Source organism: Actinoplanes solisilvae (genome assembly GCF_003999975.1).
Taxonomy (GTDB): Bacteria; Actinomycetota; Actinomycetes; order Mycobacteriales; family Micromonosporaceae; genus Actinoplanes; species Actinoplanes solisilvae.
The window spans coordinates 336,754-349,568 of record NZ_RJAC01000001.1; the positions used below are offsets into that span (position 1 = coordinate 336,754).

Here is a 12,815-nt window from a genome sequence, read left to right on the forward strand (position 1 = left end):
GCTCTCAGATACCGACGAGACCGCGGATCTCCCGAATCAGGTTCCGCACGTTCTCCTCGACGGAGAGATCGTTGCCGTAACTGTAGGTGAGCACCAGCGCCACGAGCGGTACGACGATCATCACGAGGATGCTCAGCAGGACCTGGAGCGCGCGCAGGAAACGGTTGGGCCGCTTGCCACGGCGTACGGCCTCGGAGACCTGGGGCTGCGGCCGGGTTCGCGGCACCGAGGCGGGCCGGGGCGCCACCGAAGGGGGCCTAGGAGTGACGGAGGGCGGACGAGGTGGCGAGACCGGCCGGGACGAGACCGGGGCGGCCGGCGGGGTCGAGACCGGCCGCGAGAACTGCGGTTTCGGCGTCGGCACGGTCGCGTGCGGGTCGAGGGCCCAATTGTGATGATCCGCGTTGGGCCAGGGGTCGACCGCCGGCTGCAGACCGGTCGTGCCCGGAATGTGCGGGGGCGCGGCCACGACCCGTACGGTCGCTGTCTCGGCTCGGCCGGTGGAGACCAGCCGCAGCTCTGAGGTGAGCCCCGGCGCGGCCGCCCCGGTCGCCAGCAGCGCCGCGCCGGCCAGGATGCTGCCCTCGGCGACCACCAGCTCGGGCTGCTCGATCACCACCGGCGCCTCGCCCAGCTCGCGGTGCAGCAGCGTGGCCACCAGCGGAATGCGGCTCGCCCCGCCGACCAGGAACACCCCGGCCAGCCGGCCGTCGGGCAGGTCGGCCCAGTCGAGCAGGCCCTTGGTGACGCGCACGGTCTGTTCGAGCACCGGCCGGGCCAGTTTCTCGAGCTCGTCGCGGGTCAGGTGGACCTCGGTGTCGAGAAGGGGAACCACGAAGTCGGCCGACTGGGCGCGCGACAGCCGCTCCTTGGCGATGCGCACCTCTTCCCACAGCTGGCGCTGGGCCCGTCGTTCCTGGGCGGTGGTCGGCTCGAGCAGCCGCTCCCACTCGCTCGTGCGCAGGTGCTCGACGATCGCGGCGTCCACGTCGAGGCCGCCGATGTCGTCGCGGCCGTCGACCGCCATCACCTCGAAGCCGGACGCCGTGCGGGCGACGACGCTGGCGTCGAACGTGCCCGCGCCGAAGTCGTGCACCACCACGACCGAGCCGATCGGCACGTCGCGCCCCAGGACCTCGGCGAAGTAGGTGGCCGCGGCGACCGGCTCGGCGACCAGCCGGGCGTTGACCAGCCCGGCCCGGGCGGCCGCGTCGGCGAGCAGCGTGCGGCGGGTCGCGCCCCAGGTCGCGGGGCAGGTCAGGGTCGTCTCGTGGGCGACCGGGCCGACGGCGCGCTGCCATTCCTCGACAACCCGGGCGAGCACGGCGCTGATCAGGTCGACGACCGGGAACTCCTGCTCGCCGAGCAGCACCAGGCCGTCGTCGATGCGGCGCTTGGGGTTGGGCTCGAAGCGCACCGGGTCGATGCGGGCGCTGTGCACCGCGTCGCGGCCCACCACGAGACTGCCGTCGAGCTCGGCATAGACCGCCGAGGGAAGCAGCGGCGAGCCGTCGACCAGCAGCGGACGCGCACGACCGTCGGGCCAGCGCGCCACCGCGACGGTGTTCGAGGTGCCGAAATCCACGCCGAGGGCGTGTTTTCTCGGCTCACCTTGGTCGATGGCCATCCCCTGATTCTAGGGGGTAGGCGTGATCACACGATTCGCCAGCGGAGCTGTCGCGGCCACTCGCGCACGCACCGCACGTCCTCGCCCTTCGCGGTGCGGCCGCGGGCGCCCAGCGGCCGGCATTCGTCACCTTCACGCACAGGCTGCTGCACCACGTCGGCGGGCGGAGGAGACGTGGCGGGCGGGGACGCGGCGGGCGGGGGCACCGGTGGCACGACCGCCGGATCCTCGGGCGGACCCTCGATCGGCACCGGGGTGGGCGTCGTCGCAGCGGTGCGAGGGGCCGGGGTGTTCGTCGATCGGCGAGGGGCCGGCGTCGAAGTGGCCTTGCGGGCCCGGGTGGCGGGGGCGGGCACGGCCCGCGAGGTGGGCCGGATCGCGGGTGGGCTCGGCGGCGCCCCCATCGCGTCGACCACCGAGGAGCCCGGCGGGCGGGCCGGTTCGGGCCGGGACTGGCCGAGCGTCAGCCAGCCGATCAGCGCGCACAGCAACGCCTGACCGACCACCAGCGCCACGGCCAGGCGCACGGTGCGTCGCACCTTGAGCGTGACCGGAACCGGTTCCACCCGTCGGACTTTATGGCAAGGGATCGATGCGGTCGAGGGTTAACGCCCCGTAAATGTGGGTTTACGCTTCTCCACAAAGGCGCTGGTCCCCTCGACGCGGTCCTCGGTGGCGAAGAGCCCGGCGAAGAGCTGCGACTCGAGGGCCAGTCCCGAGGCGAGGTCGGTGTTCAGCCCGCCGTCCACCGCCAGCTTGGCGGCCCGCAGTGCGAGAGATGGCCCCTTCACGTACGGCCGGACGAGCGCCTCGGCCGTGGCGTAGACCTCGGCGGCCGGCACGACCCGGTCGGCCAGGCCGATGCGCAGCGCCTCCTCGGCGTCGACCATGCGGCCCGAGAAGATCAGGTCTTTGGCGCGGGCCGGGCCGATCAGCCGGGCGAGCCGCTGGGTGCCGCCCGCGCCGGGGATGATGCCCAGCTTGATCTCGGGCTGGCCCAGCTTGGCGTCCTCCGCCACCACCCGCCAGTCGCAGGTCAGGGCCAGTTCGCAGCCGCCGCCGAGGGCATAGCCGGTGACCGCGGCGACGACCGGCTTGGGGATGCGGGCCACGGCGTCGAAGGCGCTGGAGAGGGCACCCGCTCGCACGGCCATCTCGGGGTAGCCGACCTTGGTGAATTCGGTGATGTCGGCGCCGGCCGCGAAGACTTTCTCACCGCCGTAGACGATCACGGCCTTGACCTGCTCGTCGGCGGTCGCGGCCTGCGCCGCCGCCCGCAACTCTTCCTGAAGCTGGGTGTTGAGCGCGTTCATCGGCGGCCTGTCCAATCGGATCGTGCCGATGCCGTCGGTAATCTCCAACGTCACGAACTCGCCCACGAACGCCTCCTGAGTAGTGGTTCAGGTCAGCCTACGACGGGTACAAAATGTGACGATGACTACGTACTACCGGGACCCGGATGTGTGGATAACCTCCGCCGGGGTCCGGATGAGCGGCCGTGATCTGCGCCTGGACGACCTCATCCAGGTGTGGCACACCCGTGGGCGCCGGTCCTGGGGCACGATCGCCGGTCGCGGCGCGGTCGCCGTCGCGATCCTCACCCCGGTGGTCGTCGGACTTTTCGGCATCGCCGTCGCCCTGGTCATCGACGCCTCGACCACCACGACGATCGCCCTGGTCGGTGGCGGCGTCCTGATCGGCCTGGCCGCGGCCCCGCTGGCCGACGTGCTGCTCGAGCGCATCGACCGCTCCTACGACCGCGGCAGCCGGGTGCGCGAGATCTGGGCCCGCACCCCCAGCGGCGACCTGCTGCTGCTCAGCACCCCGGACGCGGCCCGCTTCGGCCGCATCTACCGCGCCCTGCAACGCGCCCTGGAGCCGGCCGGGCGCCGCTGACCAATTTACAGAAATCGGCGCGGAGCCGGCCCTTCATCGGTGACGATCGACTCACCATGCGAACCACCACCCAGCGCCCCACCGGTGTCGAGCGCACCTTCGGCGCCGACGAGATCATCGTCACCAAGACCGATCCGCGCGGCGTTCTCACCTACGCCAATGAGGTCTTCCTGCGCACCTCGGCGCTCACCGAGGCCGAGGCGATCGGGCAGCCGCACAACATCATCCGGCACCCGGACATGCCGCAGGCCGTGTTCAAGCTGCTCTGGGACACCCTCGGACGGCGCGAGGAGATCTTCGCGTACGTCGTGAACATGGCCTCGGACGGCGCCCACTACTGGGTCTTCGCGCATGTCACACCGTCGTTCGGGCCCGACGGCAAGCTGGTCGGCTACCACTCGAACCGGCGGCTCCCGGAGCCCTCGGTGGTGGCCGAGGTGAGCCGGCTCTACGAGCGCATCCGCTCGGCCGAGCAGCAGCAGGGGTCCAAGGCGGCGGCGGTCGAGGCGGGCTGGCAGGCACTGCAGTCCGAGCTGGCCGGTCGCACGTACGACGAGTTCATCTGGGCCCTCACCAGCGGAGCGCGCTAGATGTCAGATGACGTGCTGGCCGCGATCACCGACGTCTGCCGCCGGGCCTCGGCCGGAGATCTCGAGGCGCGCCTGCCCTCGATCGGCGAGTCGGCCGAGGCGGTGGCGACTCGCATCGCGCTGAACAATCTGCTCGACATCAGTGACGCCTTCGTGCGCGAGGCGGGCGCCGCGTCGGCCGCCGCCGCCGAGGGCCGGTTCCACCGGCGGATCCTCACCCGCGGCCTGTCGGGCGCCTTCCGGTCGTCGGCCGAGCAGATCTCCGCCTCGATCGTGGCGATGAGCCGCACGGCCGAGCGGGTCGCCGAGGCCGCGCGGGCCCGTGTCGCCCTTGCCGACGAGTTGGAGTCGGCCGTGCTGACCGTCTCGGAGCAGGTCGCGACCGCCGCCACCGAGATGGGCGCATCCACCGGCAGCCTCGCCGGCTTCGCCCGCGACGCGGTCACCGTGGCCGAGCGCGGCCTGTCCACGGTCACCTCGCTGCGCACCGCCTCCGACCAGATCCGTACGGCGGTCGACCTGATCAACCAGGTGGCCAAGCAGACCCGCCTGCTTGCCCTGAACGCGACCATCGAGGCCGCCCGCGCCGGTGACGCCGGGCGCGGCTTCAGCGTGGTGGCCGGCGAGGTGAAGACCCTGGCCGCCGAGACCAGCGCGTCCAGCGACGAGATCATGGGTCAGGTGAACACCGTGCAGGAGGTCGCGGCCGACGCGGTGGCCGTGCTCGAGACGGTGACCGGCAGCATCCGCGAGATGAGCGGCCTGGTGAACGGCATCGCCTCCGCGGTCGACGGCGGCAGCGCTCAGGGCACAGCCGGCCTCTCGCAGCTCGCCGAGGTGCTGCGGGCCGAGGTGAGCCGCTTCGTCAGCACGGCCCGCCAGAGCTAACCGGCCCGATAGACCTCGTCGATCTCGTCGCGCGTCGGCAGCGCGTCGGAAGCCCCGAGTTTGCGAACGCACGCCGCGCCGGCCGCGTTGGCCCAGCGCACCGCCTCGACCAGGTCGCGGCCCTCGCCCCAGGCCACGGCGAGCGCGCCCGTGAAGGCGTCCCCGGCCGCGGTCGTGTCGGTGACCTCGACGTGGAAGGCGGGCACGGTTTCGTCGCGCCCGTCGCGGTCGGCGTAGCGCGAGCCACCGCCGCCCAGCGTGAGCACCACCCGCGGCACCAGGGCCAGCAGCGCCGGCACGTCGATCGCGTCGCCGCCGGTGACGGTCAGCGCCTCGACCTCGTTCACCACCAGCAGGTCGATGTTGACCAGCAGCTCGGGTGGCAGCTCGCGGGCCGGGGCCGCGTTGAGGATCATGCGGGTGCCGCCGGCGCGCGCCACCCGGGCCGCCGCCACCACCGTCTCGACCGGGATCTCCTGCTGGCAGAGCAGCACGTCGCCCTCGGCGATGGCCGCTTCCTCGCCCGCGGTGAGGCCGACGAACGAGTTGTTGGCGCCGGGCGAGACCAGGATCGAGTTCTCACCGCCCTTGTCGACCATGATGACGGCCACACCGGACTGGCCGAAGCTGGTGCGCACGTGTCGCATGTCGACGCCGGCCCCGTTGAGCCGCGCGTTCAGGTTGACGCCGAACGCGTCCGAGCCGATCGCGCCCAGGAAGACCGTGCTGCCCCCGGCGCGGGCGGCGGCGATCGCCTGGTTGGCGCCCTTGCCGCCCGGCATCATCAGGAACTTCTCGCCCAGCACGGTCTCGCCCGGCCGGGGCAGCCGGTCGGCCAGCCCGACCAGGTCCATGTTCGCGCTGCCGGCGATGACGATGCGCGGGGCCATGACGTCAGGCCGCCCGGGCCGCGTAGCGGTCGCCGAACCGGTCGACGACCAGCGGCACCCCGAACGTCTTGCTCAGGTTGTCGGCCGTCATCACCTCGCCGAGCAGGCCCGAGGCGACGATCGTGCCCTCGCGCAGCAGCATGCCGTGGGTGAAGCCGGGCGGGATCTCCTCGACGTGGTGGGTGACCAGGGCCATCGCCGGCGAGTCGGGGTCGAGGGCGAGTTCGGTCAGCCGGGCGATCAGGTCTTCGCGGCCGCCCAGGTCGAGGCCGGCGCCGGGCTCGTCGAGCAGCATCAGCTCGGGGTCGGTCATCAGCGCCCGGGCGATCAGGGTGCGCTTGCGCTCACCCTCGCTCAGGGTGCCGAACTCGCGGTCGACCAGCGAGCCCATGCCGAGCTGGCCGAGCAACTGACGGGCCCGGCCCTCGTCGGCCGGGTCGTACGCCTCGCGCCAGCGGCCGACCACCGACCACGCCGCCGTGACCACGACGTCGAGCACGCGCTCGGTCGGCGGCACCCGCTCGGCGAACTGGCCGGTGGCCAGGCCGATGCGGGTGCGCAGCTCGTTGATGTCGGTGCGGCCGAGGCGCTCGCCCAGCACCCACGCCGTGCCCCGCGAGGGATGCAGCCGGCCCGAGGCCAGGTTGAGCAGCGTGGTCTTGCCCGCGCCGTTCGGCCCCAGGATCACCCAGCGCTCGTCCAGCTCGACCTGCCAGGACAGGCCTCGGACCAGGAAATTTCCATTGCGGATCACGCTGACCCGGTCGAAGGCGATTACGGTGTCGTCGTCAGGCTGGGTCACAGCAGTCTCGAGCACCCGCTAATCCAATCACGGGGACGGCCGGCCGTTCAGCCGGTGGTCGACCCGAACACCTCGTCGCGCACGGCGCCCAGCGCGGTGTGCAGCGCGCCGTGCAGAACCGGCTCCGATTCCACGCCGGTGATGACGACCTGGGGGTTGACCAGGGTGATCGCCGCGACCTCCTGCTCGACCCGCGCGGCCAGCGCCGGGCCGCCGGCCTGGGACACCTCGCCGGCCAGCACGACCAGGGGCGGGTCGAGGACCACGCAGGTCGCGGCCACGCCGAGGGCCAGCCGGGCGGCCAGCTCGTCGAGCACCGGTTCACCGGCCGGGCCCGCCTCGACGGCGTCGCGCACCACGTCGGCCGCCTCGGTGCCGCGGAAGCCGTACTTCTTGCCGATCGCCTTGACCGCGTCGGCACCGGCGATGCTCTGGAACGCACCTCGTACGCCGCCCTTGGTCGCCTTGCGGCCCGTGTGCCGCGGCACGTCGGCCCCGGCCACCGGCATGTAGCCGATCTCGCCGGCCGCACCGGTGCTGCCCTGGTGGAGGCGGCCGTCGATGACGCTGGCCAGGCCGACACCGCGGCCGATCCAGATCAGCGAGAAGTCGCGCACGCCGGCCGCGGCGCCCGTGGTCGACTCGGCCACGGCGGCCATGTTCACGTCGTTGCCGAACACGACCGGCGTGTGCAGGTCGCGGCGCAGATCGTCGAGCAGGCCGCGGTGCCAGCGGGGCAGGTCCCAGGCGAACGAGATCTCGCCGCTCGTCGGGTCGACCAGGCCCGGCGTGCCGAGCACGACACGGCGTACGGAGGACATGTCGGTGCCGGCGTCGGTCGCGGCCTGGACCACGGCGTTGTGCACCACGCCGACCGGGTCGTCGTTGTCCTTGGTGGACTGCTCGACCCGCCCGATGATGGTGCCGGTGATGTCGGCGCAGGCCGCGACCACCCGGTCGGGTCCGACGTCGACGCCGATCACGTGGGCGCTGCCGGGGGTCACCGCGTAGAGCTGGGCGTTCGGTCCACGGCCGCCGGCCTGCTCGCCGACCCGGCGCACCAGACCGCGCTGTTCGAGCCGCTCGACCAACTGGGAGGCGGTGACCTTGCTCAGACCGGTCATCTCGCCGAGCTGGGCACGGGTGAGCGGGCCGCGGTCGAGCAAGAGCTCCAGCGCCGCACGGTCGTTGAGCGCGCGCAGCAGCCGGGGAGTGCCCGGAAGGCGGGTCGAGGCCATGACTGGTTCCCCTACTATTTAGGATAGTTTCCTATTAGATTAGCGGACCCGCGAACGGGTAGGCGCACGATCATCGCAGCTCGGACCGCCCGCGCACAGACTTGCGTCACCGGAAGGACATCATGGCCATCGACCCCGGACTCCGAAGGCTCGCGCTCGGCACCCTGCTGGCGGCCTTTCCCGGCGGGACCGCACCGGACTGGGCGGTCGCCCTGCTGACCGAGGGACTGGCCGGTCACACGCTCTTCGGCACCAACGTGGCCGACCCGGCGCAGCTCAGCCGCCTCACCGCTCGCCTGCGCGAGGGCCGGCCGGACGCCGTGATCGCGATCGACGAGGAGGGCGGCGACGTCACCCGCCTGGCCCATCGCACCGGCAGCCCGTACCCCGGGAATGCCGCCCTGGGCGCCGTCGACGACGAGAAACTCACCCACGAGGTGTACGCCGCGATCGGCGCCGACCTGGTCGCGGCCGGCGTGAACCTCGACCTCGCCCCCACCGTCGACGTCAACACGGCCGACGACAACCCGATCATCGGTACCCGCTCGTTCGGCGCCGACCCGCTGCTGGTCGCCCGGCACGCCCGCGCGGCCGTCGACGGCCTGCAGTCGACCGGCGTGGCCGCGTGCGCCAAGCACTTCCCCGGCCACGGCGCGACGGTCGCCGACTCGCATCTGTCCCTGCCGACCGTCGACGTCACGCCCGAGCTGCTGCGGAACCGCGACCTGCCGCCCTTCGCCGCCGTGGCTGGTTCGGCGCGGGCTGTGATGTCGGCCCACATCCGCGTGCCCGCCCTGACCGGCGACGACCCCGCCACGTTCAGCTCGGCGGTGCTCAACGATCTGCTGCGCGGCGAGTACGGCTTCCGGGGCGTGATCGTCACCGACGCGCTGGAGATGGCCGGCGCGGCCGCCTCGGCCGGAAGCATCCCGCGGGCCGCCGTCCGCGCCCTGACCGCCGGCGCCGACCTGCTCTGCATCGGCGCGAAGGTCGACGCCGCCCTGGTCGAGGCCGTGGCGGCCGAGATCGCGACGTCGGTCCCGGCTGCCCGCCTGGAGGAGGCGGTGGCCCGCGTCGCGGCGATGACATCGTGGACCGCTCAGCATCGAAGCCTCCGCCCCTACGACGAGAGCCTCGGCCTGGCCGCCGCCCGCCGCGCCGTCCACATCGAAGGCTCCCTCGACGAATTGGTGTCGCCGCTCGTCGTGCAGCTCGGGTCGGGCCACTCGATCGCCGAGGGACCGGTGCCGTGGGGCCTCGGCCCGCACCTCGAAGGCGCCGAGCAGGTCGAAGTCGTCCCCGGCTCTGCTGACGCCGCCGAGCTGACCGCCTACGCGGGTACCCGCCCGATCATCGTCGTCGGCCGCCACGCCCACCGCCGTTCCGCGAGCCGCGACCTGATCGAGGCCCTGGCCGCCACCCACCCCGTCGGCGTCGTCGAGATGGGCTGGCCCTCCTCGTGGCGGCCACGTGCCGCCAAGGCCTTCCTCACCACCTTCGGCGCCAGCCGCGCCAACGCCCGGGCCGCCGCCGAGGCCCTGGGAATCGCCGACCGCTGACTACTTGAACGCGTTCAAGCAGGAGCCGTATGCTGAGCGCGCCACACGACGGAGGAGGATCCCGGCCGGACGAGGGGACGGCCGGGCTCGCCCCCGGCAACGGATGCGATCGTCCGGGTCAGGCGAAGGCGAGGTATTACGGTGACGGGTGTGACGACCGCTGCCGCCGACCCCGTCGAGCCGAAACCGGAGAAGCCGCGCCGGGCGCGGGGTGAGCAGACCCGGCAGCTCATTCTCGAGACGGCGCTGCGACTGTTCCGCGAGCGGGGCTACGCCGAGACGACCATGCGGGTCATCGCCAAGGAGGCGGGGGTCGCGGTCGGCAACGCCTACTACTACTTCGACTCCAAGGAACACCTGATCCAGGGGTTCTACGACCGTAACCAGGCCGCGCACCGCGAGGCCGCCGAGCAGATCCTGGCGTCCGAGACCGAGCTGGCGCCCCGGCTGCGCGGGGTGCTGCACGCGGGAATCGACGTGAACGAGCCCTACCACTCGTTCGCCGCGACGCTGTTCAAGACGGCCGCCGAGCCGACCTCGCCGTTGAGCCCGTTCTCCCGCGAGTCTTCGCCGGCGCGCGAGGCGGCCATCGCGTTATTCCGCGACGTGGTGGACGGCTCGACCGCGAAGCTCGACCCCGAGCTGCGTAAGGAACTGCCCGAGCTGCTGTGGCTGGCCTGGATGGGCGTGGTCCTCTTCTGGGTCTATGACAAGTCGCCCGGCCGTCGGCGCACCCGGCGCCTGATCGACGGGTCGGTGCCGCTGATCGACCGGCTGGTGTCACTCTCCCGGCTGCGCGTGCTGCGACCGGCGCTGCGCCAGGCGCTCGCCCTGATCGAGTCGGTTCGCCGAGACGACTGATAACTGTACGTAATGCTTCGACTCGACTACGTCGAGTGATTGACTAAGGGGTTTTAGCTCCCGTCGTGGGCGAATAACCAGATCTGTCGCCCGATCCGCGTTGCCCGAACGGCCATTTCGCGTACGGCAATCTTCCAGCGTCTACCTACCGGCACGTAGCGTGATATTCGCAGGTGGGTCTGGGGACGTCGCGAGCCGACTCGGCCTTCGGGACCAGTTCGAGTCGTCGCGACGCAGACGGTGAGCCGGCCGCGGCACTATGGATTTCGGGAGCGATCCGCCGCGACCGGCTCACGCTGCCTGTGTCTCAGAAGGCGCTGCGGAAGCCCCGCAGCCGCAGACTGTTCAGCACCACGAAGACCGAGCTGAACGCCATCGCCGCTCCCGCGATCATCGGGTTGAGCAGGCCGGCGGCCGCCAGGGGCAGACCCGCGACGTTGTACGCGAAGGCCCAGAACAGATTGCCCCGGATGATCCCGAGCGTCCTCCGCGACAGCCGTACGGCGTCGACCGCGGCCGTGAGATCGCCACGCACCAGCGTCAGGTCCGAGGCCTGGATTGCCACGTCGGTGCCCGCCCCCATCGCCAGCCCGAGGTCGGACTGGGCCAGCGCGGCCGCGTCATTGACCCCGTCGCCGACCATCGCCACCGACCGCCCGCGCGCCTGCAACTGCTTGACCACGTCGACCTTGCCCGCGGGCAGCACCCCGGCCTCGACCTCGGCGATGCCCACCGCGGCCGCGACCCGCGCCGCGACGGCCGGCGAGTCGCCGGTGACCAGCATCGGCGTGAGCCCGAGCCTGCGCAGGGCCGTTACCGCCGCCGCGCTGGTCGGCCGCACCGAGTCGGCCAGCGCGATCCAGCCCAGCACGGTCCCGTCCGCGGTGACCGAGACCCACGTGCTCGCGTCGTCCGCGTCGGCCGGGGCGCCCGCGGCCACCACGATCTTGCGGCCCTCGACCGTGCCCCGCACGCCGACACCCGCCGTGGCCCGGAAACCCGAGACCGCCGGAAGATCGCGGCCGGCCGCCTCGGCGATGGCCCGTCCGATGGGGTGCTCGGAAGCGACCTCGACCGCCCCGGCCAGACGCAGCAGCTCGTCGGCCGACGAAGCGCCCGGCACGACCGAGGCCACGGTCATGCGGCCGGTGGTCACCGTGCCCGTCTTGTCGAGCACTACCGTGTCGACGCGGCGGGTCGACTCCAGCGCCTCGACGCCACGGATGAGGATGCCGAGCTGGGCGCCGCGGCCCGTGCCGACCAGCAGGGCGGTGGGCGTAGCCAGCCCCAGCGCGCACGGACACGCGATGATCAGCACTGCGACGGCGGCGGTGAAGGCGGTGGCCGTACCCTCGCCCGTGCCGATCCAATAGCCGAGCGTCCCGATCGCGAGGGCGATCACCACCGGAACGAAGACGCCCGAGATGCGGTCGGCCAGGCGCTGGACGGCCGCCTTGCCGTTCTGCGCCTCCTCGACCAGCCGCGCCATCTGGGCGAGCTGGGTGTCGGCGCCGACCCGGGTGGCCCGCACGATGAGCCGGCCGCCCGCGTTGATCGTCGCGCCGGTCACGGGGTCGCCCGGCCGCACCTCGACGGGAACCGACTCGCCGGTCAGGAGGCTGACGTCGAGAGCCGACGACCCCTCCTCGACCACGCCGTCGGTGGCGACCTTCTCCCCCGGGCGTACGAGAAAAAGCACTCCCGGAGTGAGGTCGGCCGCCGGGATGACGCGTTCGGCGCCGTTCTCGAGGATCGTGACGTGCTTGGCGCCCAGCGAGAGCAGGGAGCGCAGGGCGTCCCCGGCGTGGCGCTTGGCGCGGGCCTCCAGATAGCGGCCGGCCAGCAGGAACGTGGTGACGCCGGCGGCCGCCTCGAGATAGATCGAGTCGCCTTCGCGGGCGGTCAACGAGAACGGATGGCTCATCCCGGGCATACCGGCGTCGCCGAGGAAGAGCGCCCACAGCGACCACAGGAACGCCGCGAGCGTGCCCATCGAGACGAGCGTGTCCATCGAGGCCGCGCCGTGCCGCAGGTTGACGAGGGCGGACCGGTGGAACGGCCACCCGCCGTAGACGACGACCGGCGCGGCGAAGGTCAACGAGAGCCACTGCCAGTAGTCGAACTGCCAGGCCGGCACCATCGCGAGCACGATGACCGGCACACTCAGCACAGCGGAGATCAGCAGGCGGTCGCGCAGCGTGTCTCTCGTGCTGGTGGCCACCACGGGCTCAGGGGTGGGCTCGGCCGCCGTGTAACCGGTCTTCTCGACCACGGCGATCAGATCGGCCGCGCTGTAGGTGGCCGGCACGGTGGCGCGGGCTTTCTCCGTCGCGTAGTTCACCGTCGCGACGACCCCGTCCATCCGGTTCAGCTTCTTCTCGATGCGATTCGCGCAGGCCGCGCACGTCATCCCACCGATCTCCAGCTCGATAACCCGTTCCATCCTCCTACCCTATACCCCTTG

The 12,815-nt window shown here is 72.3% G+C and carries 12 protein-coding genes; 5 read left to right on the forward strand and 7 right to left on the reverse strand.

Features of this window, described 5'->3' with window-relative positions; translation table 11 throughout:
- Window positions 1-4: 4 nt before the first annotated feature.
- Genes EER30_RS01550 through EER30_RS01560 form a run of 3 tightly spaced genes read right to left on the reverse strand, consistent with a single transcriptional unit; the run spans window position 5 to window position 3,006 of the window.
- The gene (locus tag EER30_RS01550; RefSeq protein ID WP_127497506.1) at window positions 5-1,627 is read right to left on the reverse strand and encodes an Hsp70 family protein; all 1,623 of its coding nucleotides are present in this window, start codon (window positions 1,625-1,627) and stop codon (window positions 5-7) included.
- A gap of 26 nt (window positions 1,628-1,653) precedes the next feature.
- On the reverse strand, window positions 1,654-2,193 hold the full coding sequence (locus EER30_RS01555; protein ID WP_127497508.1) for a hypothetical protein: 540 nt from the start codon (window positions 2,191-2,193) through the stop codon (window positions 1,654-1,656).
- A 39-nt stretch (window positions 2,194-2,232) separates the two neighbouring features.
- Window positions 2,233-3,006, reverse strand: a complete 774-nt coding sequence (locus tag EER30_RS01560; RefSeq protein ID WP_127497510.1) for an enoyl-CoA hydratase/isomerase family protein — start codon at window positions 3,004-3,006, stop codon at window positions 2,233-2,235.
- A gap of 55 nt (window positions 3,007-3,061) precedes the next feature.
- Here EER30_RS01560 and EER30_RS01565 point away from each other — a divergent pair, with 55 nt between their 5' ends.
- From EER30_RS01565 to EER30_RS01575, 3 genes are read left to right on the forward strand one after another with little or no spacing between them, the layout of a single operon-like run.
- Entirely contained in the window at window positions 3,062-3,523 is a 462-nt protein-coding gene (locus EER30_RS01565) for a DUF6232 family protein (protein WP_127497511.1), read from the forward strand.
- Window positions 3,524-3,579: 56 nt separating this feature from the next.
- On the forward strand, window positions 3,580-4,113 hold the full coding sequence (locus EER30_RS01570) for a PAS domain-containing protein (protein ID WP_127497513.1): 534 nt from the start codon (window positions 3,580-3,582) through the stop codon (window positions 4,111-4,113).
- Window positions 4,114-5,001, forward strand: coding sequence for a methyl-accepting chemotaxis protein (locus tag EER30_RS01575; protein ID WP_127497515.1), 888 nt, complete (start codon window positions 4,114-4,116; stop codon window positions 4,999-5,001).
- Here EER30_RS01575 and EER30_RS01580 read toward each other — a convergent pair.
- Genes EER30_RS01580 through EER30_RS01590 form a run of 3 tightly spaced genes read right to left on the reverse strand, consistent with a single transcriptional unit; the run spans window position 4,998 to window position 7,931 of the window.
- Window positions 4,998-5,891 (reverse strand): ribokinase, encoded by an 894-nt coding sequence (locus EER30_RS01580; RefSeq protein WP_127497517.1) that lies wholly within the window; start codon window positions 5,889-5,891, stop codon window positions 4,998-5,000. The genes EER30_RS01575 and EER30_RS01580 overlap by 4 nt on opposite strands.
- 4 nt (window positions 5,892-5,895) lie before the next feature.
- A complete protein-coding gene (locus EER30_RS01585) occupies window positions 5,896-6,708 on the reverse strand; it encodes an ABC transporter ATP-binding protein (protein WP_127497519.1) in 813 nt (270 codons plus the stop codon).
- A gap of 32 nt (window positions 6,709-6,740) precedes the next feature.
- Entirely contained in the window at window positions 6,741-7,931 is a 1,191-nt protein-coding gene (locus tag EER30_RS01590) for an ROK family transcriptional regulator (RefSeq protein WP_127497521.1), read from the reverse strand.
- A gap of 122 nt (window positions 7,932-8,053) precedes the next feature.
- Between EER30_RS01590 and EER30_RS01595 the strand changes: the two genes are divergently transcribed.
- Complete coding sequence (locus EER30_RS01595) at window positions 8,054-9,490, forward strand: glycoside hydrolase family 3 protein (RefSeq protein ID WP_127497522.1); 1,437 nt, start codon at window positions 8,054-8,056, stop codon at window positions 9,488-9,490.
- Window positions 9,491-9,640: 150 nt separating this feature from the next.
- Complete coding sequence (locus tag EER30_RS01600; protein ID WP_127497524.1) at window positions 9,641-10,351, forward strand: TetR family transcriptional regulator; 711 nt, start codon at window positions 9,641-9,643, stop codon at window positions 10,349-10,351.
- 307 nt (window positions 10,352-10,658) lie between these two features.
- On the opposite strand, the gene EER30_RS01605 is transcribed toward EER30_RS01600, so the two are convergent.
- Window positions 10,659-12,794 carry a heavy metal translocating P-type ATPase gene (locus tag EER30_RS01605; RefSeq protein ID WP_127497526.1) on the reverse strand — a complete coding sequence of 712 codons (2,136 nt, stop codon included), beginning with the start codon at window positions 12,792-12,794 and terminating at the stop codon, window positions 10,659-10,661.
- Between the last annotated feature and the right edge of the window lie 21 nt (window positions 12,795-12,815).